We start from the raw sequence: 25,147 nt of genomic DNA, 5'->3' as shown, positions 1-25,147 counted from the left end.
TTTGACCTGGTCTATTACGTTTTAGGCAGCTCAGGGCGCACTTGCTCATCTCAATGGTCAAGAAGCCCTCCTCAGACCGACGCGGCCGGCCGATCCCGGCCTGCCGCCCGGCCGCCGAGTCCGCGTCCGCGCGGAGCCGGGGACCCACCTCTCCTGGGGTGAATCGGCATGCGTGCCGTAGGGCGACTTCCAGCCCGAACCCGTCAGCTAACCCGGTAGGCGGCATGGAAGTAAGGGAGTACGCCCCACCATGCACGTCCTCAACACCTGTCTTCGCGCTGCCCTCGCGGGCGGGGCACTGGCCTCGGCGGTGCTGATCGCGTCGCCGGCCGCGCACGCGGACAACCCGGCCACCGGCAAGGGCCCGGCGGCCGCGAAGTCCATGTCCGAGATCGCCTCCACGCTGCCCAAGGTCAGCGCGACCGACGTGCTGACCCTGGCCAGGAGCCAGGTCGGGATCAGCGAGAACGCCAACGGCGGCGGGACCAAGTTCCAGCAGTGGTACATGTCCACTCCCCGCGCCCGCGAGACGCTCGCCCGCGACGGCGGCACGCTCAAGGGCTACCTGAACGCGGCCTGGTGCGACATGTTCGTCTCGTGGGTGGGACAGCAGCTCGGCATCGGTCCGGTCATGGGCTCCGACGCCTACACCGTGGAGCACGCCCGCTGGTTCGCCGACCACGGCCGCTGGGGCCGCACGCCCAAGCCAGGCGCGGTGGTGTTCTTCAACTGGAACGGCAGCAAGGACATCGACGACGTCCAGCACGTCGGGTTCGTCGTCAAGGACAACGGCGACGGCACGATCCGGACAATCGAGGGCAACACCGGCGACGGCGGTGCCGTCGAGGCCCGCACCCGTCCCACCTGGCAGGTGGCCGGATATGGCTACCCGATGTATCCCGGGGACGCATCCGCCTCTGCCTCAGCCTCCTCCTGACGGACGACGGCCCCGAAGCGCGCCGGTGATCCCGGCGCGCTTCGCCGTCCCCGCCGAGAGCGTCCGGCTCCCGCCAAATTGACCTATATAAGCGTGAGCTGCGAGCCTGGCGGCATGCACGCGTTCGACGTCCTCGGCGATCCGGTGCGCCGCCGGATCCTGGAACTGCTCGCCGAGGGAGAGCGCTCCGCCGGGGAGATCGGCGCGATCGTGCAGGAGGAGTTCGGGATCTCCCAGCCCGGGGTGTCCCAGCACCTGCGCGTGCTGCGGGAAAGCGGCTTCGCGACGGTCCGGGCCGAGGGCACCCGGCGCCTGTACGCCGTCGACCCCGCGCCGCTGCGCGAGGTCGACACCTGGCTCGACCACTTCCGCCGCTTCTGGAACCAGCGCCTGGACGCCCTGGGCACCGAACTCGCCCGCGGCAGGCGGGAGCGCCGCCTGCGGGACGACGCCCGTCCGTGAATCGTGCGTGGCCCGTGACGGGCCTTGGGACGAAACGCGAGTCCTTCGCAAGCTCGTCGGCAACGACGGAACGTTGACCGCCACCCCGGCCCAGCCCGGGACGTTCATCCACTGGGGCGACTGGGACATCAGGATCGGAGACGACGTTCTAGCCGTGCCCGACACCTATCGCACCGTTAGTCAGCCGCGCCGAGAGTAGTCGGCATCTGTCAGGTGGCGAGGCGGGTGATCGCGGCGACCGACCGGTCCACGTCCGCCTCGGTCGTGGTGGCGTTCGACACCGAGATCCGCATCAGCCGCCGTCCCCGCCAGGTCGTGCCGCCCGCCCAGCAGGTGCCGTCCGCCTGCACCGCCGCGACCACCCTGTCGGTGCGCGCGTCGTCGCCGAAGCCCACCAGCACCTGGTTGAGGACCACCTCGTTGGCCACCTCGAACCCGGCGGAGGCCAGGCCCTCGGCGAACCGGCGGGCAAGGGCGCAGCAGCGGCCGACCAGTGCCGCGACCCCGTCCCGGCCCAGTTCCCGCAGTCCCGCCCACACGGCGAACCCGCGGGCCCGGCGCGAGGATTCGGCGGTGAGGTCCGCTCCCACCGGGACGCCGCCCGAACCGACCAGGTAAGGGGCGGCGTAGGACATCGCCGCCGTGTGCACGGCGGGCCGGGCGCAGAACGCGAAGCCCGAGTCGTACGGGAGGTTCAGCCATTTGTGGCCGTCGCAGGCCCACGAGTCCGCCAGTTCCAGCCCGTCGACCAGATGCCGGGTCGCAGGGCTCGCCGCGGCCCACAGCCCGAACGCCCCGTCGACGTGCACCCATCCACCATGCCGGCGAACCAGTTCACACGCCTCCCGCAGCCGGTCGCAGGCGCCGGTGTTCACGTTGCCGGCCTGGAGGCACACGATGGCGGGGCCCGGGGAGCCGGCTCGCAGCACATCCCGCAGCGCCTCGGGGTCGATGGCACCGTTCGGCCCGGCGGGCACCGGCTCCACCACGTCCGTCCCGAGCCCGAGCAGGCGCAGCGACCGGTCGATGGTCCCGTGCCGCTCCTCCCCCGCGATCACCCGGATCGGCGGCGCTCCGAGCAGCCCGCGCCGTTCCACGTCCCAGCCCGCGTCCGCCAGCACCTGATGCCGGGCGGCGGCGAGCCCGACGGTGTTGGCCGCTTGGCCGCCCGTGACGAAACCGACCGACGCCGACGGCGGGATCCCCAGCAGCTCCTTCAGCCAGGCGCCGGCGGCGGCCTCGGCCGCGATGGCCGCCGGCGACGTGACGGCGTTGGTCGCGATCTGGTCCCAACCGGCCGCGAGGATGTCGGCCGCGGTCGCGGCCGGCGTCGCGCCGCCGACCACGAACCCGAAGTATCGCGGGCCGGCGCTCGCGACCAGGCCGGGCTCGGCCGCGGCGAGCAGGTCCGTCAGGACCTGCTCCGGCGAGGAAGGGGCCGAGGGCAACGGGCCGGAGAACGCGTCGGTCAACGCCTTCTGATCGACCGGCACTCCGACCGGCCGCTCGGGCAACGAGCTCCGGTAAGCGGCCGCGTGGTCGGCGGCCGAGCGGAACAGACGGCTCAGTTCCTCCACCGACGCACCTTATCCCGTTATGCCCCAGCCCCCCTTATCCCCGGAGCCCGTCTGCCAGGACCTCTGCGGCCCGCGCCCCGGCGGCCGTCCTCGACGGCCTGGCTCAGGCGCCGACGTAGGCCGCGAGGTGCTGGCCGGTGAGGGTGGAGCGGGCGGCGACGAGGTCGGCTGGCGTGCCCTCGAAGACGATCCGGCCGCCGTCGTGACCGGCGCCGGGACCGAGGTCGACGATCCAGTCGGCGTGCGCCATGACCGCCTGGTGGTGCTCGATCACGATGACCGACTTGCCGGAGTCGACCAGCCGGTCGAGCAGCCCGAGCAGTTGCTCGACGTCGGCGAGGTGGAGGCCGGCGGTCGGCTCGTCGAGGACGTAGACACCGCCCTTGTCGGCCATGTGGGTGGCCAGCTTGAGCCGCTGCCGCTCGCCGCCGGACAGCGTGGTGAGCGGCTGGCCGAGGGTGAGGTAGCCGAGCCCGACGTCGGCGAGGCGGTCGAGGATGGCGCGCGCGGCGGGCGTGCGCGCATCACCGGAGCCGAAGAACTCCTGGGCCTCGGCCACCGGCATCGCGAGCACCTCGCTGATGTCCCGCCCGCCGAGCTTGTGCTCCAGCACCGCTGCCTGGAACCGCTTCCCCTCGCACTCCTCGCAGGTGGTGGAGACCCCCGCCATCATCGCCAGGTCGGTGTAGATGACGCCGGCGCCGTTGCAGGTGGGGCAGGCGCCCTCGGAGTTGGCGCTGAACAGTGCCGGCTTCACGCCGTTGGCCTTGGCGAACGCCTTACGGATCGGGTCGAGCAGTCCGGTGTACGTCGCCGGGTTGCTCCGCCGCGAGCCGCGGATCCCGCCCTGGTCGACCGACACCACATCCGCGCCGGCGGGGACCGACCCGTGGATGAGCGAGCTCTTGCCCGACCCGGCGACTCCGGTGACGACGACGAGCACCCCGAGCGGGATGTCGACGTCGACGTCGCGCAGGTTGTTGGCCGTCGCGCCGCGGATCTCCAGCGTGCCGGTGGGCTTGCGCACCGTCTCCTTGAGAGAGGCCCGGTCGTCGAAATGGCGGCCGGTGATGGTGCCGCTGGTCCGCAGCCCCTCGACGGTGCCCTCGAAGCAGACCATGCCGCCCGCCGTACCGGCGCCGGGGCCGAGGTCGACGACGTGGTCGGCGATTGCGATCATCTCCGGCTTGTGCTCCACGACCAGCACCGTGTTGCCCTTGTCTCGCAGCCGCAGCAGCAGATCGTTCATCCGCTGGATGTCGTGAGGGTGCAGGCCCGTCGTGGGCTCGTCGAAGACGTAGGTGACGTCGGTCAGCGAGGAGCCGAGGTGGCGGATCATCTTGACGCGCTGCGCCTCACCGCCCGACAGCGTGCCCGACGCGCGGTCGAGCGACAGGTAGCCCAGCCCGATCTCCACGAACGAGTCGAGGAGCTGCTGCAACGTGGTGAGCAGCGGCGCGACCGACGGCTCGTCGAGGCCGCGGACCCAGTCGGCCAGGTCGCTGATCTGCATCGCGCAGGCGTCGGCGATGCTGATCTCCTTGATCTTGGATGACCGGGCGGCCTCGCTGAGCCGGGTGCCGCCGCACTCGGGGCAGGTGGTGAACTTCACCGCCCGCTCCACGAACGCCCGGACGTGCGGCTGCAACGCCTCCTTGTCCTTGGACAGCATCGACTTCTGGATGCGCGGAATCAGACCCTCGTAGGTGAGGTTGATGTTGTCGACCTTGATCTTGGTCGGCTCCTTGTAGAGCAGGTCGTGGAGCTCGGCCTTGGTGAACTTGCGGATCGGCTTGTCCGGGTCGAAGAAACCGCAGCCGCTGAAGATGCGGCCGTACCAGCCGTCGACGCTGTAGCCGGGGATCGTGAGCGCGCCCTCGTTCAGGGACTTGGAGTCGTCGTACAGCTGGGACAGGTCGATGTCGGAGGTCCGGCCCAGGCCTTCGCAGCGCGGGCACATGCCGCCGGTGATGCTGAACTCGCGCCGCTCCTTCACGGTCTTGCCGTCGCGCTCGAACTTGACCGCGCCCGCCCCGCTGATCGAGGCGACGTTGAAGGAGAACGCCTGGGGCGAGCCGATGTGCGGCTTGCCGAGCCGGCTGAACAGGATGCGCAGCATCGCGTTGGCGTCGGTGACGGTGCCGACCGTGGAGCGGGGATTGGGGCCCATCCGCTCCTGATCGACGACGATCGCGGTCGTCAGCCCGTCGAGCACGTCGACCTCGGGACGAGACAGCGTCGGCATGAACCCCTGCACGAACGCGGAGTAGGTCTCGTTGATCAGCCGCTGCGATTCGGCGGCGATCGTGCTGAACACCAGCGAGCTCTTGCCCGAGCCGGAGACACCGGTGAACACCGTGAGCCGGCGCTTCGGGATCTCGATGCTGACGTCCTTGAGGTTGTTCTCGCGCGCGCCGTAGACGCGGATCAGGTCGTGGGTGTCGGCAACGTGCAGCGCAGGGGACTGCGCGTCCGTCCTCGTGGCCATGCTTATCGTGTTCTCCATGTGTTCAGGCGGGGCCGCGTTCGCGGTCTCCGTCGGCGTCGCCAGGCTCGATCTAACCAGCTTCGAGCGGTACGTCTGGTTCTCTTCGCCGGCGCGGGGGACGAGGAACCAGCGGTGCGGCGTGGCCGGTTCAGCGCAGTTCGTTGATACGGATCATGTTGCCGGCGGGATCGCGGAAGGCGCAGTCGCGCACCCCGTACGGCTGCTCGATCGGCTCCTGCACGACCTCGGCGCCGCCGGCCTGCAGCCGCTCGAAGAGGCCGTCGAGGTCGTCGACGGCCAGGGTGATCATGGCGTAGGTGCCCTTGGCCATCATCTCGGCGATGGTGCGGCGCTCGTCGTCAGTGACGCCGGGGTTGCCACCGGGCGGGTAAAGGACGATGGACGTGCCGGGCTGGTTGACGGGGCCGACCGTGATCCAGCGCATCCCGCCGTAACCGACATCGTTACGGACCTCGAACCCGAGGACGTCGCGGTAGAAGGCCCGGGCCGTGTCGGGGTCGTCGTGCGGGAGGAAGGTCGAGTGAATGGTGACGTCCATGGCAGTCACGCTAGCTGCGGCTCGGTGACTCGTGCTTCTCGATTCCTGACAGGCCGGGTCACCTGTTTCGCGACACACGGTGGCATTCCGGCCGTCGCGCTCGCCGCCTGGCGCCGGTAGGTGCTGGGCGGCACACCGACCAGCTCGGTGAAGCGGGTGCTGAAGGTGCCGAGCGACGAGCAGCCCACCGCGAAACAGACCTCGGTGACGCTCATGTCGCCACGACGCAGCAGCGCCATCGCGCGCTCGATCCGCCGCGTCATCAGATAGCTGTAGGGCGACTCCCCGTAGGCGAGCCGGAACTGGCGGCTGAGGTGCCCGGCGGACATGTTCACGCCGCGGGCGAGCGCCTCGACGTCCAGCGGCTGGGCGTACTCCCGGTCGATCCGGTCACGAACTCGGCGCAGCAGCGCGAGATCGCGCAGATGCTGTTCCGAGGCGGGTTTGCTGCTCACGCCAGAATCGTACGTCGCGCCACCGACAAATTCGGCGTGCCGGGCAACCCACACCTGCCGCCTGACCTGCGGCGCGGCCGGATCACCGCGGTGCGGAACCGTTCCAGGCCGCGCCGCTCGGCGACCCACTGGGCATCGACGATGTCGGAAGCGGCGAGGAACGCTGGTGGTTCAGTATCCGATGGCTTCGCGGAGCAGCAGGACGGTGCCGCGCCCTGGATGGGGTTCTGCGTTGAGGATGAGAAGGCGGTTGAGGGCACTGGGCTGCCCGTAGGCCTTCATCGCGCGCTCGTTCTCCAGCGGAAGACAGTGGTCTTCGACGCGCCGCAGCGCGGTGCCCAGGTCGGGCACCACCTTCTGCGCCCCGACGATCCAGATCGCGCGGGCCGCGGCGCCCGAGTAGCCGGCCAGCTGGCTTCCGATGGCCGAGGCGGCCACAAGGGCTCCGGTCTCGGTGACCGCGGCGACGCTGCCCACGATGACGTCGGGGCAGGCGATCATCCGCCAGATCTCGGCCAATTGGGTGGCGCGGTCCATGGTCCTGCTGCGTGCCTTGACGGACTCGTATCGCCCACTGCTGTTGATGTCCTCATCGATGCCGGACAGGCGGAGGGTCTCGCTGGCCCCGGTGAACACGGTGGCACCCTCCGGTATCAGCTCTTTGATGCGGGTACGCGCGGTGGCGGCGTCGTCCAGGATCTCGACGGTGAAACCGTGTGCGGTCAGCGCAGCGGCCGCCCGCTCCAGGCGCTGCGCGGGCGCCGGGTCGGCGAACGGCGTCGCCGGCATTGAGGTAGTCATGATGTCTGTGAGCTTCCTGTTCGCTGAATGTCGGTTCGTCTCAGCGGTTCGACCACGCAGCCCCCCGGAATGTGAGGCCGGTGCGTCGCCTCACATTCCGGGGGGCTGTCTTGTCGAGCTGGTGAGGGCAGATGCGACCAAGGGAGCCGTCGGCACCATGACCACCCGATTCCGGCCAGGACACGGCCGGCCCGATCCCGGCCTGGACGCGATCACGAGCGAGCGGCACCAGCTGCTCAATATCGCCTACCGGCTCCTGGGCTCCCTGGCCGAGGCCGAGGACGCCGTCCAAGAGGCCTACGCCCGCTGGTATGCAATGTCCCCGCAGCAGCAGGACGCCATCGAATCCCCCGGCGCCTGGCTGACGACGGTCACCAGCCGCATCTGTCTCAACCTGCTCGGCTCCGCCCGGGCCCGGCGAGAGACCTACGTGGGCGAATGGATCCCCGAGCCGCTACCCGAACATACGGAGCGGAGCACCGGGCGGCCGGGCGGCACCACCGTCGACCCGGCCGACCGGGTCACCCTGGACGAGTCGGTCAACCTGGCCTTCCTCGTCGTGCTCGAATCGATGACCCCGGCCGAGCGCGTCGCGTTCATCCTGCACGACGTCTTCTGCCACTCCTTCGCCGAAGTGGCCGAGATCGTCGGCCGCACCCCGGCGGCGTGCCGCCAGCTGGCCTCCTCGGCCCGCCGCCGCATCCGGGCCTCGCAGCCTTCCGCGACTCCGGCAGCCCAGCGCGCCGGCATCGTCAGGGACTTCAAGCAGGCATGGGAAGCCAAGGACATCGACGCCCTCATCGGCCTACTCGACCCCGACGCCACCGCGACCGCCGACGGCGGCGGCCTCGCCACCACCTTCCTGCGCCCCATCGAAGGCGGCGAGCGGATCGCGCACGCCTGGGTCGAAATCGCCCGCCGGAGGCCCGGCAACATGACGTTCCTGGAGCGTACGGTCAACGGTCAGCCCGGCCTGGTGGCTCAGCAGGACGGCGTCACCGTGACGGTGTACGCGTTCGACGTCGCGGGCGATCGGATCAAGCACATCTGGGCCGTACGCAACCCCGAGAAACTTCGTCGCTGGACGACGGGCTGACGCGCGTCTCGACACCACCGGTCCGCTCACAGCCGCCAACCAGCAGCGGAACACCTTAAAGGGATGTGGATGTCACACTAAAGCCCGATCTTCGGTCTTTATTTTCGTCCACAGTGTCATCTGACCGGAGAACGGGGATCGACTCATGCTGACTCGCAGGGATTCGCTGCGCCTGCTCGCGGGCGCCGTCGTGGGAGCCGCCGCACTGCCCGCCCGGCAGGCGGCCGCCGCCGTACTGCCCGCCGGCTCGGCGATCGCGACCGACACTCCTCCTCCCTGGACGGTCACCGGCTCGAGTTCGCAGTCGCTACAGGCCTTCGACGACCTGATGAGAAGTGTCATGGAGGCGCAGAAGATCTCGTACGCCTCGCTCGCCGTGGTGCGGAACGGCAAGCTGATGCTCGCGCGGGGATACAACTCCACGTCGGGCCCCGCCCTGGCCCAGCCGACGACGTTGTTCCGCCTGGCCAGCGTGAGCAAGCCGGTCACGGCCACCGCGATCATGAAGCTCGTCCAGGACGGCAGGCTCAGCCTGTCGGCCCCGGTGGCGCCGATGCTGGGCCTCAGCACGGCCGCCGACTCCCGCCTCGGTCAGGTCACCGTGCTACACCTGCTGCACCACCTCGGCGGCTGGGATCGCGGCGCATCCGGGATCGATCCGATGTACCGGGCGGATTTCACCATCAGCGGCACACTCCACGTGCCGCTGCCGGTGACGCAGGCGAACATCATGGACTTCATGTCGGCGCGCGTGCTGGACTTCGACCCCGGCTCGAAGTACGTCTACTCGAACTACGGTTACATGCTGCTCGGCAAGGTCATCGAGAAGGTCACCGGCCTACCGTACGCGACCTACGTCCAGCAGAACGTGCTCGCCCCGGCGAAGATCACCCGCATGGTGCAGGGCCGCACGGCGCAGAATCTCCGGCGGTCCACGGAGATCACCTACTACTCGGACTACAGCGACACGACCGTCCTGGACAACTCCGGGGCCCAGGTGCCGATGCCGTACGGGACGTTCAACCTCGAGAACATGGCCGCGCACGGCGCCTGGCTCTCCTCGGCCGTCGACATGGCGAGGTTCACCACGATCTTCGATGCTCCGGGCCTGCTCACCTCGTCGACGATCGGGCAGATGTTCGCCCCGCCTCCCGACAATGTCCCCTGGAGCGAGTGGTACTACGGCAAGGGCTGGTCGGTCCGTCCCACCAACGGCGCCCTGAACACCTGGCACGACGGGACGTATCCCGGCACCTCCACCCTCATGGTGCGGCGGTATGACGGGCTGAGCTGGGTCGTGCTCTTCAATCGGTGGAACGACGCCACGGAGCGTAGCTTCACCGATGACATCGACTACCCGTTGCACGTGGTGGCCGACAAGATCACCGATTGGCCGACCACGGACCTCTTCCCCTCCTACGGCCTGTGACCCCCGCTGATCAGCCGCAGCGTGTGCCCTTGGCGGGGACCGTCCCGTCGAGCAGGTGCGCGTTGACCTCGTCCACGCGCCCGCGCTGATCGCCGTCGGCGCGGAGATCGGGTGTGTTTCTCCAGCCGCCGGGCCGGCTCCTCGGCCTGCGCGACCGAAGGCCGGCGGTGCTGTCGACGCACAGCACCGCCGGCAGCGAGAACCGCAGAGTCGAGTAGCTGCCGTCCGGCGTACTGGTCGGCCAATCTGTGCGCATTTCAGGCCCTCCGCGAACGCGAACACCCCGGAACCGACGGCGGTTCCGGGGCGGGCGGTCGTTCCGGGATCGGCCGCCGGGATCAGGTCGCGAGCGCGGTGCGGCGGCCGCGGCGGGCCACCTCGCGCTCCAGGTACCACTCCACGGTCAGCAGCGGGATGGTCCAGCCGAGCCAGCCGGACAGCCCGGAGATCGTCCACGCCACCAGGTCGGGGTCGCCGTGGAAGACGGTGTCCTGCAACGGGGGCAGGGCGATGATCAGGATCCCGGTCCACACTCGGTTGGTGATGATGGAGTAGGTCAGCACGGCACTGCGCAGCATCCAGCGCCGGTGGTCTGCGTACCGGCGGGCGCGGGCGGCGCGCCAGCCCGCCACGGTGAAGGCGAGCCACAGCAAGGCGAGGAGCACGTCGCTGACCGCGAGGAACAGCCCGAACGGGCTGCGCGCCCCGATGACCACGCCGGTCAGCCCGGCCGGCAGCACCCCGGCGAACACGTAGACCCGCCCGGCGCGCCGGTGCCCCACCGGGTGCCTTCGGCGGAACCACGGCCACACCTGGAAGAACCCGGTGACCATGGCGACCGAGGCGAACAGCACGTGCGCCACGAGCAGCGGGTAGTGCAGGCCGAACCCCTCAGGCTGCGGCACCCGGGACAGCGACGGGTCCCCGGTCAGGTACGGCGGCAGCGAGAACGCGAGGAACCCGGCCGTGACCAGGCCGAGCGGCACCGTCCAGCGGCGCCGCCACCACGGACGCCGGCGGGCCGATACCGGCGGAGGACTGTCGATCGTCGTGTGCATGACGGCTCCAAGGGGGGACGGTCGAGTAGATGCGTATGCCATACGCTTAATGCGTACCATATACGCAACGCGTAGGCCATACGCAAACTGGTAAGCTCCCTGGAATGCCGGACGACATCGGAGACGAGCTGCCGCACGCGCTGAACGTGCTGTGGGGGCGGGCCAAGCCGAAGGGGCGGGGACGCACGCCCGCGCTCAGCCTGGAGCGGATCGTGGCGGCGGCCATCGCCCTCGCCGACGAGGAGGGCCTGGCCGCGCTGTCCATGGCCCGGCTCGCCGAACGGCTCGGCTGCGCGCCCATGTCGCTGTACCGGCACGTGGCAGGCAAGGACGACCTGCAGCTGTTCATGCTGGACGCCGCGCCCGGCCCGCCGCCGGAGTTCGGCACGGCGCCGGCCGACTGGCGCGGCTCACTCACCCGCTGGGCCGTCGAGCTGTTCGGCGTTTACCTGCGGCATCCGTGGATCGTCCAGCTGGTGAGCTCCCCGCCGATGGACCCCGGCCAGCTCGCCTGGCTGGACGCCGCGCTGCGCTCCCTCGGCGGCACCCCGCTGGACTGGCGGGCCCGGTTCTCGGTGGTCATGCTGGTGCTGCACTACGTGCGCGGCGCGGCCCAGCTCCGGACGTCCGCGACCGCCGAACCAGAGGAAATGGCCGACGGGGCGTACGCCGCCCTGCTCACCGAGCTCGCCGACCCCGGCCGGTTCCCGGCGCTGGCCCGCGCCGTCGAAGCCGGGGTGTTCGCCCCCCACCCGGGGGCCGGTCCGGACGACGACTTCCGCGCCGGCCTGGACCACCTGCTCGACGGAGTGGAAGTGGCGATCGAACGCGCCGCCCGGACCTGAGCCGGGTCAGCCGGACGGCGCGGCGCCGCAGGAGGCGCGGGCCTTCAGCTCGGGCAGCGGTTCGGGGGTTGACGAGCATCGGAACGAAAATCCGCGCTAAGGGGACCCGTCGGGTCGGGCTAGCGCGGAAACTCGTTCCGATGCGTGTGAGCTGGGCGTTTGTACTGGATATCGGGGTGGTTGGTGGTCGGACCGGGTAACGGTCTGATCTTTGGCGGGGTTCGTCCGGTGGGTGAGTCCTACTTTCTGGGGCTATGCCAGTTGAGTTCTTGAGCGATGAGGAAGCCAGCACCTACGGCCGCTACACCGGGGCGCCGTCGCGGGCGGAGCTGGAGAAGCTGTTCTTCCTGGACGACGCCGACCGCAAGCTGATCGCCAAGCGGCGGGGCGAGGACAACCGTCTGGGGTTCGCGTTGCAGGTGACCACGGCCCGGTTTGTGGGCCGGTTCCTGCCCGATCCGCTGGACGTGCCGAACGAGGTGGTGGACTACCTGGCGGCTCAGCTCGGGATCGCTGATGCGTCAGTGGTGAAGTCCTATGCCGAGCGGCAGCAGACGGTGTTCGACCATCAGGACGACATCCGCAGGGCTTACGGGCTGCGCAGCTTCGCCGAGGCCGAGGACGAGTTCGTGGCGTGGGCGGATGCGCGGGCGTGGAACACCGGGGACGGCGCCAAGAGTGTCTTCACCGAGGGGGTGACCTGGCTGCGCGGTGAGAAGGTGCTGCTGCCGGGGGTAACGACGCTGGCGCGGCTGGTGGCGCGGGTGCGTGAGCAGGCGGTCGAGCGGCTGCACCAGAGCTTGTACGCGGTGCTGTCGCCGCGGCAGCGGGCGGTGCTGGAGGTGCCCGAGGGGGCGCGGACCTCGGACCTGGAGCGGTGGCGCAAAGGGCCATCGGTGCCGTCGGGCAAGAACCTGGAGAAGGCGCTGAAGCGGGCCCAGGAGATCCTGGGCGCGGGGCTGGGCGCGGTGAAGTTGCCGGCGGAGGTTCCGCAGCGGCGGCTGGTGGACCTGGCCCGCTACGGGATGAGCGCGACCGCGACCACGCTTCGGCGGCACGGTCCCTCGCGGCAGTTGGCCACGCTGCTGGCCACGGTCATCTACCTGGAGGGCAAGTCGGTCGATGACTGCCTGGACCTGCTGGATCTGCTGATGACGACCGAGCTGATCGGCAAGGCCGAGACCGCGACCGACAAGGAACGCGCCCGCCAGCACCCGAAGCTGGCGCGGCATTCGGCGACGCTGGCGGCGGCGGTGGAGATGCTGCTGGAGGTCACCGAGTACGGCGAGGAACTGTCGCTGGAGCAGGTGTGGGAGTCGATCGACGCGGTGGTGCCGCGCCGGGAGCTGCGGAGCGCGGTGGCGGCGGTGACCGGGATGGTGCCGCCGCCCGAGGCCGACGACGACGGGCCGATGCGAGCGCTTTTGGCCGAGCGGATCGGGACGGTGTCGGGGTTCTTGAAGACCCTCACCGAGGTGATCGAGTTCGGTGCGACCGCCGAGGCGGCCCGGGTGCTGACGGCGACCAAGGCGTTGCCGCGGCTGCTGGACGGCCGCAAGAAGAAGGTCGCTGAGGCCGACATCGACACCGGCCTGGTGACCGGGTCGTGGAAGCGGCTGGTGCACCGGCCCGGCGCGCACGGCAGCACCGTGGACAAGAACGCCTACACCATGTGCGTGCTGACCCAGTTCCACCGCCACCTGAGGCGCCGCGACATCTACTCCCAGGCGTCGGCGCGCTGGCGCGACCCGCGCGCCGAGCTGCTGGCCGGGGATGCCTACGCCGCGGCCAAGGGCAGGGTGCTGACCGATCTGCGGCTGCCCGCCGATCCCGCCACGCTGCTGGCCGAGAACGCGATGGTGCTGCACATGGCGCTGGGCGATGTGTCCCGGCGGGTCGGCGGTGAGAGCGGTCTGAGCGTCGATGACCAGGGCCGTCTGCACGTGGCCAAGCTGGTCGCGCTGCCCGATCCAGCTTCGCTGACCGACCTGCGCAAGCGGGTGGCCGGGATGCTGCCGCGGGTGGACCTGCCCGAGCTGCTGCTGGAGACCATCGGCCGGGTGAAGGGGTTCGAGGCCGCGTTCACCTCGGTCGCCGGCGGGGTCAGCAAGCTGGCCGACTTCGATGTCTCGGTCGCGGCGTGCCTGACCTCCCAGGCCCTCAACATCGGGTACGCGCCGGTGATCAAGCCCGGCACGGCCGCGCTGGAGCGCGCGCGGCTGTCGCACGTGGCGCAGAACTACCTGTCGGCCGAGACGTTCTCGGCCGCCAACGCCCCGCTCATCGACGCCCAAGCCGGGATCGGCTTCGCCCGGCAGCTCGGCGGCGGGCTGGTCGCCGCGATCGACGGGATGCGGTTCGTGGTGCCGGTCCCGTCGATCTACACCCGCCCCAACCGTAAGTATTTCGGGAACAAACGCGGTCTGACCTGGCTCAACATGATCAACGACCAGGGTGTCGGGCTGGGGGCCAAGGTCGTCACCGGCACCGTCCGCGACTCCCTGCACATGATCGACGTGCTGTTCCGCCGCGACGGCGGCCGCCGCCCCGAGGTCATCGTCACCGACACCGGCTCTTACTCCGACGTTGTCTTCGGCCTGGTCCATCTGCTGGGCATGCAGTACCGGCCGGCGCTGGCCGACCTGCCCGACCAGAAGGGCTGGCGGATCCAGGACGCCGACTACGGGCCGCTGTCCCGCTTCGCCCGAGGAAAGATCGACCTGAACAAGATCAAGCGGCACTGGGACGACATCCTGCGCGTGGTCGTGTCGATCTACACCGGGAAGGTCCGCGCGCACGACGTGATGAAGATGCTCCAGCGCGACGGCAACCCCACCCAGCTCGGCGAGGCGATCGCGCACTACGGCCGGATCTTCAAGACCCTGCACATCCTCACCTACGCCGTCGAAGAGCCTTACCGCCGCGACATCAAAGGCGTCCGCAACCTGCAAGAATCCCGGCACGCCCTGGCCGGCAAGGTCTTCCACGGCCGCAAGGGCGAGATCTACCAGCGCTACTACAAGGGCATGGAAGACCAGCTCGGCGCGCTCGGCCTCGTCCTGAACTGCATCACGCTGTGGAACACCTTCTACATGGACAAGGCCCTGGACCGGCTGCGCGCCGATGGCTACCCGCTGCTGGACGAAGACGTCGCCCGCCTGTCGCCCTTCGGCCGCAAGCACATCAGCGTGATCGGCACCTACTCCTTCACCGCCCCCGACCTCGGCCCCTCGGGTGCCCGCGAGCTCCGCGACCCCGACACCGACGATGAAGACGACTGACCCGCGCGGGCGGCGGGTGGCACCATCGATCCATGCCGTGGTGGAAGAGGAAACCCCGATAGCCCGTGGACACCGACCTAGCTCTGGCGGAGTTCCGGCAGGAACTCATCGGCGAACTCGGCGAGGACGTCGCTTACCGGATCCGGCTCTCCCCACAGGGTCGCCCACCGAATGCACTCCCACCCGGGACCCTCTTCCTTCTTGGGAGGCCGTGGAACACGTCGGCCATCTGATCGGCGGGCCCCGCAGCGAGATCACTGCCAGCGACAAAGAAGTCCAACCAGGCAGGCAACCGCTGGGTCGTCCTGAGCCGCCCTGATGCCGGGCGGTCACGCTGAACACCCGCCGCTAAGCAGAGGGCCTCGCGCACAGGCCCCGTCCGGGTGCTCGCCGACGGGCTCAGCGGTTCCGAGGCAGACGCATCAGCTGGTCGCACTGCGTGACCGACGGCGCGGGACGGGTGTCGGCCGGCAGCGCGGCGAGCACGGCTTCCAACTCGAGCCGCCCGTCCTCCTCCCCGTCGTCCTGGCCGTCGTCCTGGCCGTCGGCGTCGTGCTCGCGGAACATCCGCAGGACGGTGGCAGGTGAAGGGTGACGCCCCTTCTTCTTGCCCTGGGTGATGACCAGGTGTCCGGCGATGGCACGCAGGCTCATCCCCTGCTCACGCAGGTGAAGGGCGTGGGAGAGCATCGCCTTGTCGGTGACGGCGGCGCCGCCGATGCGCTTGCCGCGGGTGCGGGCGGACTCGTGGCCTTCCAGGGTCCGGTCGCGGATGTACTCGCGTTCCATTCCCGACAGGGCGGCCAGCACGGTGAACACGATCCCCGACGGGTCGTGCGAGCCCTGCAGTTCGCCGGCGAGGAACTCCAGCCCGATGCCCGAGGCTTTCAACTGCTCGGCCAGCGCGGCCAGCTCGATGCCGCGGCCCAGGCGCTTGTGCTCGTGGACCACGAGCGTGACCGCGACTCCCGATGCCCGCATCTCCCGGGCGAGAGCGACGGCCCTGTCGAGCTCGGGCCGGGTGGCGGCCCGGGTGGAGATCTTCTCCGAGAAGATCCGGGCGACCCCCGCCTTCCTGAGCGAGTCGAGCTGGGTGTCCAGGGACTGGCGGACAGTGGAAGCCCGGGCATAGCCGATCCGCGCGTACCCGGCCGGTTCGGCGCCGGCGGACGCCGGCCGGGGCAGCTCGACCCACGCCGAGCCCGGCTTGCGGATGGCCGGAGTCGGGACATTGAGAGCCTTGGCCAGGGAGGGCACGAGCCGGAACCGGGCGGTGTGGTACTGAACGGCCACCCTGCCCTTGCCGGTGCGGCACGGCGACCCGGCCGGAGCGGAGCACATCGACATGGGGCAATCGTGCGCCTCCACGCGGATGAAGTCGTCCTCGTTCACCCCCAGAGCGTTTCATGTGGGTGTTTCACACGTCCAATCATTTGAAACAACCCATGAAACACGATTCGACCAGGACCGGCCTCGACGAGAACGGCGTTTCATAAGCGACCGCCTATGAAACACCGGCCACTGAACAACAGGCCCGGACCGGGCCCCTGTACGAAGAACACGGCGCCGGCGGGGGCATCAGCGCCCAGCCGCCGTCGCCAGTGCCAGGTGAGTTACGAGATTTCCCGGGCGGTTCCATCGGTCGCGGACCGTTCGATGGCGGCAAGGAGCCGATGGTGGCGCAGAGCGGTCTCGAAACTGGGGTGTGGCTGCCGGTCTTCGGCGATGGCCTGGGCGACCTCCTGGTAGAGGGCCGCTATGTTGGCCGGCGGGCCGGACCGGACCCCCAAGGGGACGGTGCGATAGGTGTCGGGCACGGCTACGGGGTCGTCTCCGATTCTGATGTCCCAGTCGCCCCAGTGGATGAACGTTCCACGCCGGGCCGGGGTGGCGGTCAATGTTGCGTCGCTGCCGACGAGTTTGAGCACGAATGCGTCCTGGATGGGGCCGTTGCCGCCGTGCACGGCGACGGATGCGGTGGCGCCGCCGGCCAGCAGCCCGTGCAGCAGCACGTGGCTGGGTGTTGCGTTGGGCGCGGTCTGTTCCGTCCCGGCGACCAGCACGCGGTCGTGCGTGCGGGGCAGCCGCGCCGAGACCTCGGTCAGCGGGCCCGCGACCCGTTCGAGCGCGGCCAGGAAGTGGCCGGCCATGATGGTCAGGATGTTGGTCCCCTCTGCTGGGTCGAGGCCGAACACCAGGTTCGGCCAGACCCGGCTGCCGCCCCAGGGTGCGCCCTCGGCCACCAGCGCGACCGATTCGAGCGTGCCGATCCGGCCATCAGCCAACAGGTCGGCAGTGAAGCGGGCGCTCGGCGAGTGGTGTCCCTGGAGGACCACCGCGTGTACGACGCCTGCGGCGACGGCGGCCTCGGTCAGTTCTCTCGCTTGGTCGGCGTCGACACCCAGCGGCCACTCCGACACCACGTGCTTGCTGGCCTTGAGCGCGGCCCTGATCACAGCGGCGTGCCCGGAAGCCTTCACCGAGACGACGACCAGGTCGACATCAGGGTGCTCGGCGAGCTCGCCCGCGTCGGCGAAGGCATGCCGCACGCCATGAGCGGCGGCCGCCCGGTCCGCGCTGGCCTGATTGGTGGTCGCGACCGCGGTCACCTCGAACGCCTCGAGTGCAGCGAGTGCGGGCAGGTGCGAGCCGTCCGCCCAGCCGCTGGCCCCGACAACTCCGACTCGGATCATGTGCCCCCCGTAGTTGTGTACCTTCCGGTATGAAACTAGACCGGCGCGCCGTCTTCCCGCAAGAGGTAACGTACCGATAGGTATAAAACTTAGGAGAGCACGGAGGACGGCATGCCCGGCGGACGCCCACGCTCGTTCGACGCAGACGCCGCACTCGACCAGGCGCTGGAGGTGTTCTGGCGGCACGGATACGAGGGCACCTCGCTGACCGACTTGACCGCAGCGATGGGCATCAACAAGCCCAGTCTCTACGCCGCCTTCGGCAACAAGGAGGAACTGTTCGCCAAGGTGCTGGCCCGCTACCTCAACGGCCCCGGCGCCTACGCCGCTGACGCGCTGGACGCGCCCACCGGCCGCGAGGTCGTCGAGCAGCTGATCTGCGGAGCCGCGAACCTGACCGCGGGCCAGAACACGCCCCATGGCTGTCTGTGCGTCAACACCGTTCACGCCTGCGGACCCGACGCGCACACCGCACGCCAGGACGCCATCGCGGTTCGCAAAGCCGGTGAGGCGGCGTTGCGCAGGCGGCTGGAGCAGGCCACCGATCTGCCGTCCCACTACGAACCGGCCGCCCTAGCTGCACTCGTCCACACGATCTCCGACGGCATCGCCGTCCAGGCGGCAGCCGGCCGCAGCCACGACGAACTGCGGCAGATCGGTGACTTGGCGCTGCGCGCCCTGCTGGCCTGAAAGCCCTCAGGCCAGCGCCGCGTCGCATCCCCAGGCCTCTTACCAGGCACGCAGACGATCAGCTCCGACGGCAGACCACCTGGCGCCCTTAGCGGGACGTTCGTTCACCTGCCACATCAGCTTCGAAGCACCAGGGGCCCCGGACGCATCAGAACGAGAAGTCACACCAGCGTCAATCCAGGCGACCGCCTACCGTGACTTTTCGTTCCGATGCTGGTCGCCCCCCGGTTCGACGTCGCCACCGTACCCCGGCCCTCTGCCGCCCGCCGTCCAGGCGTGCGGCTTCGGGGCCGTTTCTCGCGCGCGCCCGCGCTCGGGCCACAGCGCCTTCGCGGATCACACCCAAGGGCTTCAGAGCCATCGGCGTCATCAGCCGGTAGGCACCCTTGGAGGTGCTGCGGGCGCCGTCCTTCCGTGCGCCCATTGCGGTGTCCTGCGCGTGAGGGCGGCGCTCGGAGTCGTAGCGGCACAACGCATCGTCGATGGAGATGGCCACAGTGCCCGTGCCCCCGGCCAGAGCTCATCTGGATAGTTCTCCACCGAGGAACCGGGCAGGTCACTCAGCCTGGCAGGAATTGGTACACGCCGGTAAGGTCCGATCCTGTGGGGCGATTGAGAACCAATTCCGGGCCGGCCGAGGACCTGCTCATCAAGCTGGACCGCGACGCCGGGGTGCCGCTGCACCGGCAGATCGAGACGTCCATCCGCGCAGGCATCCGGGCCGGCCTGATGCGAGCGGGCGCGTCGCTACCACCCACCCGCACCCTCGCGACAGGCCTCGGGGTTTCCCGCGGGGTCGTGGTGGAGGCCTATCAGCAACTCGTCGCCGAGGGCTACCTCGTCAGCCGATCGGGCGGTTACACCCAGGTCGCCGCGTCGATGCCGCCAGCCGCCGCAGGCTCCGCGGCTTCGACGGCGCAGCCGACCGCGCGCAGTGTCGGCATCGGGGTCGACATCAGGGTCGACTTCGGGTACGGGCGCACCGACGTTTCACAGTTCCCGCGGGCCGCATGGCTGCGCTCGGTCCGAACCGTGCTCACCACCACGCCCAACGACCGGTTCGCCTACCTCGACGGGCGTGGCGTGCCGGAACTGCACGAGACCCTGTGCGACTACCTCAACCGGGTGCGCGGCACATCGGCCCTCCCCGGCAACGTGGTGATCTGCAACGGCTATGGGCAGGGCATCTCGCTGCTGATCCAGGTGCTCGTCCAGCACGGCGCCAGGCGGATCGCCCTGGAAGACCCGTCGTCCAACGACGATGCCCGAGTCCTGGCCGGCGCCGCCGGTCTGGACGTGGTCGGCATCCCGGTGGGGCCTGACGGCGTTCAGGTCGATGCGCTCCATCGGGCCGACGCCGATGCGGTCGTGCTCACACCGTCGCACCAGTGGCCCACCGGAGGAGTGCTGTCGGCCGCGGCGCGGGCCGAGGTGATCCGCTGGGCGAAACGCCGCGGCGCGATCGTGGTCGAGGACGATTACGACGCGGAGTACCGCTACGACCGGTCGCCGGTGGGCGCCATGCAGGGCCTGGCGCCCGATCGTGTCGTCTACTGCGGTACGGCCAGCAAGACGCTCGCGCCGGGGTTGCGGCTCGGCTGGCTGGTAGTGCCTCCCCATCTGGTCGCTGACGTCGCCGCGGCAAAGGTTCTCGCCGACCGCGGTTCGCCGGTCATTGACCAGTTGACGTTCGCCGACTTCCTCGCACGCGGCGAGTTCGACCGCCACCTGCGCCGGATGCGTCCTCTTTACCGCCGCCGCCGCGACGCCCTGCTGGGCGCCCTGCGCACCCACCTGCCCGATCTGGAACCGGCCGGGATCGCCGCCGGGCAACATGTGGTCGCCTGGCTCCCGCCCGACCTCGACGAGGCGGCGGTGGTGACGGCCGCCGCCCGGCACGGGCTCGCCATCCACGGCGTCGGCCCATACCGGATCGCCGACACTGGACCGGGTGGCCTCATCTTTGGCTACGCCACTCTCGGAGAGGCCGCCATCGCTGAGGGGGTCGCGCTGCTGGCGACGGCCATCCGGGACGTACGGGTACCCTGATCCCGCACAGGCGGCATATCCAGGACATGCGCATCAGCAGGCCGGGCGGATGTTCTGGTTCAGATGGAACACGTTGGCCGGGTCGTACGCGGTCTTCACCGCGGTCAGCCGGGCCAGCTTCGCGATCGAATACGCCCGCCGTACGCCGCGCTGCCCATCGGCCAGCTCGTCGGCCGTCAACGAGTTGACGTACACCCCATTGGCGTACGGTTCGAGCGACGCACCGGCGGCGCGGGTGGCATTGATCCTGGCGTCGTCCTCGGCCGGGTCGCTCCAGCGAGAGCCGGCACCGAACTCGAACATCGTGCCGCGGTGACTGAACGCCGCGTCTGCTTCCGGAACATCGGCGATCGCGCCGCCGTGCGCCTGCAGGCCGACGCTCGGCAGGTCCAGGCTCGCGCTCAGGTCAGCGCCGCCGCGTAGCAGGAACGCCTCGATCGCCGCGGTGGGAAAGCTCCGCAGGTAGTGCCCCTTGGAATAGCGGCGGTAGGCGTGACCGCCGGTGGAGTCGTCACGTTGCTGAAGTTCGAGGTACGACGGAGCGGTGACGCGGGAGGCGACCGGACGCCCGAGCGCCCGCATCGCGGGGAGCAGCCGGCGGCCCTCGGCCGGGTCGCCGACCCACACGAACCCCAGCGTGGCGATCGGGCCGGCGGGACTGCTGGCGACACTGGCGGTGAACGTCGCCTGCCGGGGCGCGACGGCGTTCAAGTCGCGCCAGCCCTCGATGACCGGGACGGCGTCCTCGGCGCGGAAGTCGAACTCGGCGACCAGCGTCCGCGTGCCGATGCGATGCAACTGGAACTCGAACTCGGTGACGATGCCGAAGTTGCCACCACCGCCGCGCAGGCCCCAGAACAGGTCGGGGTTCTCGATGCGGCTCGCGGTCACCACGTCCCCCTCGGCGGTGACCATCGTGTAGGAGACGACGTTGTCGCAGGCCAGGCCGTACTGGCGGGCCAGCCAGCCCATGCCGCCGCCGAGCGTGAGCCCGCCGACGCCGGTGTGCGAGACGTTGCCCGCCGTGGTCGCCAGGCCGTACGCCTGGGACGCCCGGTCCAGCGCGCCGAGCAGCGCGCCGCCCTGCACCCGAGCCCGGCGACGGGCCGGGTCGATCCGCACGCCCCCCATGAGCGTCAGGTCGATCATGAGACCACCGTCAGGCACGGCGAAGCCGGCGACGTTGTGGCCGCCGCAGCGCACGCCGATCTCCAGGTCCAGTTCCCGGGCCATCCGCACGGCGGCGACCACCTCGGGGACGCCCACCGGACGGACGATCATGCGTGGACGCCGGTCGACCATGGCATTCCAAACGGTACGGGCGGTGTCGTAGCCGGCGTCGCCAGGCGTGAGGAGCCGGCCGTCGAAGCGGGTCGCTGTCGTTGTCATGCCACTCAGCCTGGCAGGAATCGGTACACTCGATAAGGTCCGATCTTGTAGCCCAATACAGGACCAATTCGGGGGCCGGTCGAGGATCCGCTCATCGAGTACGCACTCTGAAGGCGTGCGTGCGCCCCTCGAAGATCCCCTCCTGGCCTCCGGAGGCGAACACGCTTCTAACAATCGATCGTGCAGCCAGGACCTGCTCCTGCTCACCATCGCCAAGCCGCCTCTCCGACGGTGCCGAGGAATCAGACCGCAAGGACATCACGGTCTGCTATCTGGAGGCCGACGATCGCCGACATGCTCGCCAAGCTCTTTTATCAGCGCGAAAGTGACTTCGCGCGGCACCACCGATGCTGATGGCACTGTCCGGGCACACCTCGGTGCGATCACTGGCCGAGTACGCCCGGGTGTCGGCCGAGGCGCTCGGCCGATGGCAGGCCGAACGCGACCCCGCCGGGCGCAGAGCTGGAGGCCGGCGATGACCGGGCCGGACTACGCGGTGCCCCAGTAGCGGTCCCACGCCCGGTGCTGGCCCCCACTGGCCCTTCAGTAGCAGGCGCTGAAAACAACGCTTTAGCTGCGTCGGCGCTGGTAGAGAGGTAGGTACTCGCGGATCTTGCGGCGCGCGTGCGGCCGCTGGTCGCCGAGCGAGATGCCCAGCGTCGGGAACTGCTTGGCGATCTCCAGCGCGGCGAGAGGGCCCGGCGCTGTAGCTGTGTGACCAGGCGTTTGCGAGGGTGAAATCGAGATCCGGTCGGTGGTGCTCGAGCCCGCCGAGTACGCCGTGCTGAGTCCGGAACGCGAGAACTACCTGCGGACGCAGATCGCGCACCGATTAGGTTTCCGCGCCGCGCCCGTCTGTACGTACGAGATCGACTCACGGGAGGCTGGCACGATGCGGAAACTGATCTTTGGCATGAACGTGACCCTGGACGGCTACATCGCCGCAACCGGCGACGACATCGGCTGGAGTGGAGGGGAGGGACCGGACTCATCACCGAGCGACGAGCTGTTCCAGTGGTGGTCCGACCGGGTGGACGCGACGGGCCTGGCGCTGTACGGGCGCAAGCTGTGGGAGACGATGAGCTCCCACTGGCCGACCGCCGACAAGCAACCGGGTGCCACACCGGCGGTGATCGAGTTCGCCGGCCGCTGGCGGGACATGCCGAAGGTGGTGTTCTCATCGACGATCGACAAGGTCGACTGGAACACCCGTCTGGTCACCGGCGACGCGGTCACCGAGATCACCAGGCTCAAGGCCGACGACGGCGGCCCCATGGACATCGGCGGTGCCACACTCGCCGCGGCGGCCATGCGGGCCGGGCTGATCGACGAGTACGCGATCGTCACCCATCCGGTCCTGGTGGGCGGCGGCACGCCGTTCTTCACCGCGCTGGACAGCTGGGTGAACCTGAACCTGGTCGAGACGCGGACGTTTCCCGGCGGCGAGGTGCTGACCAGGTACGAGACGAGGCGATGAGCACGGGCCAAATGCTCGGCTCGTGAGGCCAGGTCGAAATCCTTCCTGGCGTGCTCACCGTGACCCTCGGCGATGACGGAACCTTTTCCCGGCCCTTCCTTGCGTTCCGAGTGAGCTGTTGACCGACTCGCTGAAGATGATGACGACGGTGACGCCGGCCCGTGCGCTGAACTCGACGACGATGGGGACTTGTCTGATCACAGCGTCGCGGGCAGGCTCAGCCATGGTTTGTCGGTGGCGTCGAATCCGGTGAGCTCGGCGATCTTCCCGTCGACGATGTGCAGGACCGCGATGGTGAACAAACGGTATTCCGGGTCGTCGGAGGTGCGGAGGTACAGCGCGGCGGCAGGCATGCGGTTGACCGTCGTGGCGATGCAGCGCCAGTCGTCGTAGCCGCGCTGGAAGAGCCCACCGGAGACCCAGCCGTCCACCGCGTCCTTGGCCGTGACGATCAAGGTGCCCGGCTCGGGCAGCATCGCGAAGCGCAGGTCGTCGCGCAGCAGGGCCATCAGCCCGTTGAGGTCGTTGCGCTCATGGGCGTCCATATACGACTTCACCACGCCGCGCTCGTCATCCGACAGCTCGTGCGTGGCAGGGCTCCGCCAGTCGAGGCGGCGGTCGGGCAGCTGCTCGCGCATCGTCACGCGCGCCCGCTGCAGTGCGCTGGTCACCGATGCGACGGTCAGCTCGAGGGCGTCGGCGGCCTTCGACGCCGGCCAGCCGAGGACGTCGCGCAAGATGAACACCGCCCGCTGCCGCGGCGGCAGGTGCTGGACGGCGACGATGAACGCCAGCTCGATCGTTTCCCGCGCCACCACCGATTCCTGCGGGTCCTCCGGAAGCATCCGGTCCGGATAGGGCTGCAGATAGCGCACTTCCGAGCCCGCGTCCGGCAGCTCGGCAGGCACGGGTGTGCGGTCGTTGCGCTTCTCCAGGAAGTCGAGGCAGGCGTTCGTCGCGATCCGGTACAGCCAGGTCCGCAGCGCAGCGTGGCCCTTGAACGACTCCCGCTTGCTCCACACCCGCAGGAACGTCTCCTGCGTCATGTCCTGGGCGTCCTCGTAGTTCGCGAGCATCCGGTAGCAGTGCACCTGCAGCTCACGCCGGTAGCGCTCCGTGATGAGCGCGAACTGTGCTGCGTCATTTGAGCGAGCCGCCGCGATGAACGCGGCCTCGTCGTCGCCTAGCAGCCTGGCGTCGGTCATGGTCGTCAATCCTTCCGCGGGTGGCGAGGGGCTACCAGAACTGACGACGTGGCGGAGGATTTCTGATCGGTGAAGCCGCTGACACCGGGCCGTTCGTCAGGCCGGATGGGTCGGGGCCGATCCAGGGGACGTGTTCGGGTCGGGCACACCCTCGATGTCCAGGTAGGGGTCCCCATAGTACTGGGGAAAGATCGGGCGGATATGGCTGGCCGTCTTCGCCTGGATCACCGCTACACACCCGAAGGAGGCATTCGAGCCTGGGCTACCTCAGCCCGATCGACCTACGAGCAGCAGCCCGATAAGGTGCTGATCGCCGCATAACAGCCAGTGTCCACACATCGGGGGAACCCCCGGCTCACCCGAGCGCCTCCGGCGGCGGTTCTTCGTCATGACGGGCTCGTAGTGGCAGTCCAGGCCCCGCGCACCCGGCCGCGCGTGCTCACGTCACGACAGGGGATCATTTCAGGCCGCGGATTCGGAGAACCTTCGTCCCATGCGCGCCGGTCGGCGTGGGCGTCCCGGCGGGGTCGGACGTCACGGCACCCAGAAGGTCCGGTCGCCGGCGCATCCTCCCTGTAGGGCCTTCAGGGTTTCGATGGCCTTGGTAAAGGGGTTATCTGTGACGTACTCGACGTGAAACGTCACGTCGTCGCGGC

At 69.6% G+C, this 25,147-nt stretch carries 21 protein-coding genes and 1 riboswitch; of the genes, 10 read left to right on the top strand and 11 right to left on the bottom strand.

From position 1 onward, the window contains the following. Positions 1 to 102: 102 nt before the first annotated feature. A riboswitch (cyclic di-AMP (ydaO/yuaA leader) is annotated at positions 103 to 236 on the top strand. Positions 237 to 250: 14 nt separating this feature from the next. Together QSK36_RS08580 and QSK36_RS08575 are read left to right on the top strand one after the other, a co-directional pair. Then, entirely contained in the window at positions 251 to 937 is a 687-nt protein-coding gene (locus QSK36_RS08580) for a CHAP domain-containing protein (protein WP_285781959.1), read from the top strand. 114 nt (positions 938 to 1,051) lie between these two features. After that, the gene (locus tag QSK36_RS08575) at positions 1,052 to 1,399 is read left to right on the top strand and encodes an ArsR/SmtB family transcription factor (protein WP_183532293.1); all 348 of its coding nucleotides are present in this window, start codon (positions 1,052 to 1,054) and stop codon (positions 1,397 to 1,399) included. Between the two features lie 209 nt (positions 1,400 to 1,608). On the opposite strand, the gene QSK36_RS08570 is transcribed toward QSK36_RS08575, so the two are convergent. The 5 genes from QSK36_RS08570 to QSK36_RS08550 form a co-directional block, all read right to left on the bottom strand. Beyond that, positions 1,609 to 2,976 (bottom strand): pyridoxal phosphate-dependent decarboxylase family protein, encoded by a 1,368-nt coding sequence (locus tag QSK36_RS08570; RefSeq protein ID WP_285781958.1) that lies wholly within the window; start codon positions 2,974 to 2,976, stop codon positions 1,609 to 1,611. 103 nt (positions 2,977 to 3,079) lie between these two features. After that, the gene (locus QSK36_RS08565) at positions 3,080 to 5,464 is read right to left on the bottom strand and encodes an ATP-binding cassette domain-containing protein (RefSeq protein ID WP_285781957.1); all 2,385 of its coding nucleotides are present in this window, start codon (positions 5,462 to 5,464) and stop codon (positions 3,080 to 3,082) included. A gap of 148 nt (positions 5,465 to 5,612) precedes the next feature. Continuing rightward, positions 5,613 to 6,023 carry a VOC family protein gene (locus QSK36_RS08560; protein ID WP_183532297.1) on the bottom strand — a complete coding sequence of 137 codons (411 nt, stop codon included), beginning with the start codon at positions 6,021 to 6,023 and terminating at the stop codon, positions 5,613 to 5,615. Positions 6,024 to 6,028: 5 nt separating this feature from the next. Then, on the bottom strand, positions 6,029 to 6,478 hold the full coding sequence (locus tag QSK36_RS08555; RefSeq protein WP_182900977.1) for a helix-turn-helix transcriptional regulator: 450 nt from the start codon (positions 6,476 to 6,478) through the stop codon (positions 6,029 to 6,031). A 171-nt stretch (positions 6,479 to 6,649) separates the two neighbouring features. Next, positions 6,650 to 7,279, bottom strand: coding sequence for an LUD domain-containing protein (locus QSK36_RS08550; protein ID WP_183532299.1), 630 nt, complete (start codon positions 7,277 to 7,279; stop codon positions 6,650 to 6,652). Positions 7,280 to 7,436: 157 nt separating this feature from the next. Between QSK36_RS08550 and sigJ the strand changes: the two genes are divergently transcribed. Both sigJ and QSK36_RS08540 read left to right on the top strand, forming a co-directional pair. After that, complete coding sequence (sigJ, locus tag QSK36_RS08545) at positions 7,437 to 8,375, top strand: RNA polymerase sigma factor SigJ (RefSeq protein ID WP_285781956.1); 939 nt, start codon at positions 7,437 to 7,439, stop codon at positions 8,373 to 8,375. 145 nt (positions 8,376 to 8,520) lie between these two features. Continuing rightward, entirely contained in the window at positions 8,521 to 9,804 is a 1,284-nt protein-coding gene (locus QSK36_RS08540) for a serine hydrolase domain-containing protein (RefSeq protein WP_285781955.1), read from the top strand. A gap of 10 nt (positions 9,805 to 9,814) precedes the next feature. On the opposite strand, the gene QSK36_RS08535 is transcribed toward QSK36_RS08540, so the two are convergent. Then, positions 9,815 to 10,060, bottom strand: a complete 246-nt coding sequence (locus QSK36_RS08535; RefSeq protein WP_183532305.1) for a hypothetical protein — start codon at positions 10,058 to 10,060, stop codon at positions 9,815 to 9,817. Positions 10,061 to 10,142: 82 nt separating this feature from the next. Further along, complete coding sequence (locus tag QSK36_RS08530; RefSeq protein WP_183532307.1) at positions 10,143 to 10,862, bottom strand: DUF2306 domain-containing protein; 720 nt, start codon at positions 10,860 to 10,862, stop codon at positions 10,143 to 10,145. A gap of 104 nt (positions 10,863 to 10,966) precedes the next feature. Here QSK36_RS08530 and QSK36_RS08525 point away from each other — a divergent pair, with 104 nt between their 5' ends. Together QSK36_RS08525 and QSK36_RS08520 are read left to right on the top strand one after the other, a co-directional pair. Then, positions 10,967 to 11,707, top strand: a complete 741-nt coding sequence (locus tag QSK36_RS08525) for a TetR/AcrR family transcriptional regulator (protein ID WP_183532309.1) — start codon at positions 10,967 to 10,969, stop codon at positions 11,705 to 11,707. Positions 11,708 to 11,961: 254 nt separating this feature from the next. Continuing rightward, on the top strand, positions 11,962 to 14,988 hold the full coding sequence (locus tag QSK36_RS08520; protein WP_285781954.1) for a Tn3 family transposase: 3,027 nt from the start codon (positions 11,962 to 11,964) through the stop codon (positions 14,986 to 14,988). 399 nt (positions 14,989 to 15,387) lie between these two features. On the opposite strand, the gene QSK36_RS08515 is transcribed toward QSK36_RS08520, so the two are convergent. Both QSK36_RS08515 and QSK36_RS08510 read right to left on the bottom strand, forming a co-directional pair. Continuing rightward, on the bottom strand, positions 15,388 to 16,380 hold the full coding sequence (locus QSK36_RS08515) for a recombinase family protein (protein ID WP_285781953.1): 993 nt from the start codon (positions 16,378 to 16,380) through the stop codon (positions 15,388 to 15,390). 221 nt (positions 16,381 to 16,601) lie between these two features. Then, a complete protein-coding gene (locus QSK36_RS08510; RefSeq protein WP_285781952.1) occupies positions 16,602 to 17,681 on the bottom strand; it encodes a Gfo/Idh/MocA family protein in 1,080 nt (359 codons plus the stop codon). A 111-nt stretch (positions 17,682 to 17,792) separates the two neighbouring features. Between QSK36_RS08510 and QSK36_RS08505 the strand changes: the two genes are divergently transcribed. Both QSK36_RS08505 and pdxR read left to right on the top strand, forming a co-directional pair. Beyond that, positions 17,793 to 18,371 carry a TetR/AcrR family transcriptional regulator gene (locus QSK36_RS08505; RefSeq protein ID WP_285781951.1) on the top strand — a complete coding sequence of 193 codons (579 nt, stop codon included), beginning with the start codon at positions 17,793 to 17,795 and terminating at the stop codon, positions 18,369 to 18,371. A 603-nt stretch (positions 18,372 to 18,974) separates the two neighbouring features. Continuing rightward, positions 18,975 to 20,420, top strand: coding sequence for a MocR-like pyridoxine biosynthesis transcription factor PdxR (pdxR, locus tag QSK36_RS08500; protein WP_285781950.1), 1,446 nt, complete (start codon positions 18,975 to 18,977; stop codon positions 20,418 to 20,420). Positions 20,421 to 20,453: 33 nt separating this feature from the next. Here the strand turns inward: pdxR and QSK36_RS08495 are convergent, their stop codons facing one another. Beyond that, positions 20,454 to 21,809 carry an FAD-binding oxidoreductase gene (locus QSK36_RS08495; RefSeq protein WP_285781949.1) on the bottom strand — a complete coding sequence of 452 codons (1,356 nt, stop codon included), beginning with the start codon at positions 21,807 to 21,809 and terminating at the stop codon, positions 20,454 to 20,456. Positions 21,810 to 22,156: 347 nt separating this feature from the next. On the opposite strand from QSK36_RS08495, the gene QSK36_RS08490 reads away from it, so the two are divergent. Both QSK36_RS08490 and QSK36_RS08485 read left to right on the top strand, forming a co-directional pair. Continuing rightward, positions 22,157 to 22,288: a hypothetical protein gene (locus QSK36_RS08490; RefSeq protein WP_285781948.1), complete on the top strand. Its 132-nt coding sequence runs from the start codon at positions 22,157 to 22,159 to the stop codon at positions 22,286 to 22,288. Between the two features lie 413 nt (positions 22,289 to 22,701). Beyond that, positions 22,702 to 23,286, top strand: coding sequence for a dihydrofolate reductase family protein (locus tag QSK36_RS08485; protein WP_183533623.1), 585 nt, complete (start codon positions 22,702 to 22,704; stop codon positions 23,284 to 23,286). Between the two features lie 197 nt (positions 23,287 to 23,483). Here the strand turns inward: QSK36_RS08485 and QSK36_RS08480 are convergent, their stop codons facing one another. Next, on the bottom strand, positions 23,484 to 24,491 hold the full coding sequence (locus QSK36_RS08480; protein ID WP_285781946.1) for an RNA polymerase subunit sigma-70: 1,008 nt from the start codon (positions 24,489 to 24,491) through the stop codon (positions 23,484 to 23,486). Positions 24,492 to 25,147 lie beyond the last annotated feature (656 nt).

This window comes from Microbispora sp. NBRC 16548, assembly GCF_030268985.1.
Classification (GTDB): Bacteria; Actinomycetota; Actinomycetes; order Streptosporangiales; family Streptosporangiaceae; genus Microbispora; species Microbispora catharanthi.
This window is presented reverse-complemented; position numbering and strand designations above follow the sequence as displayed.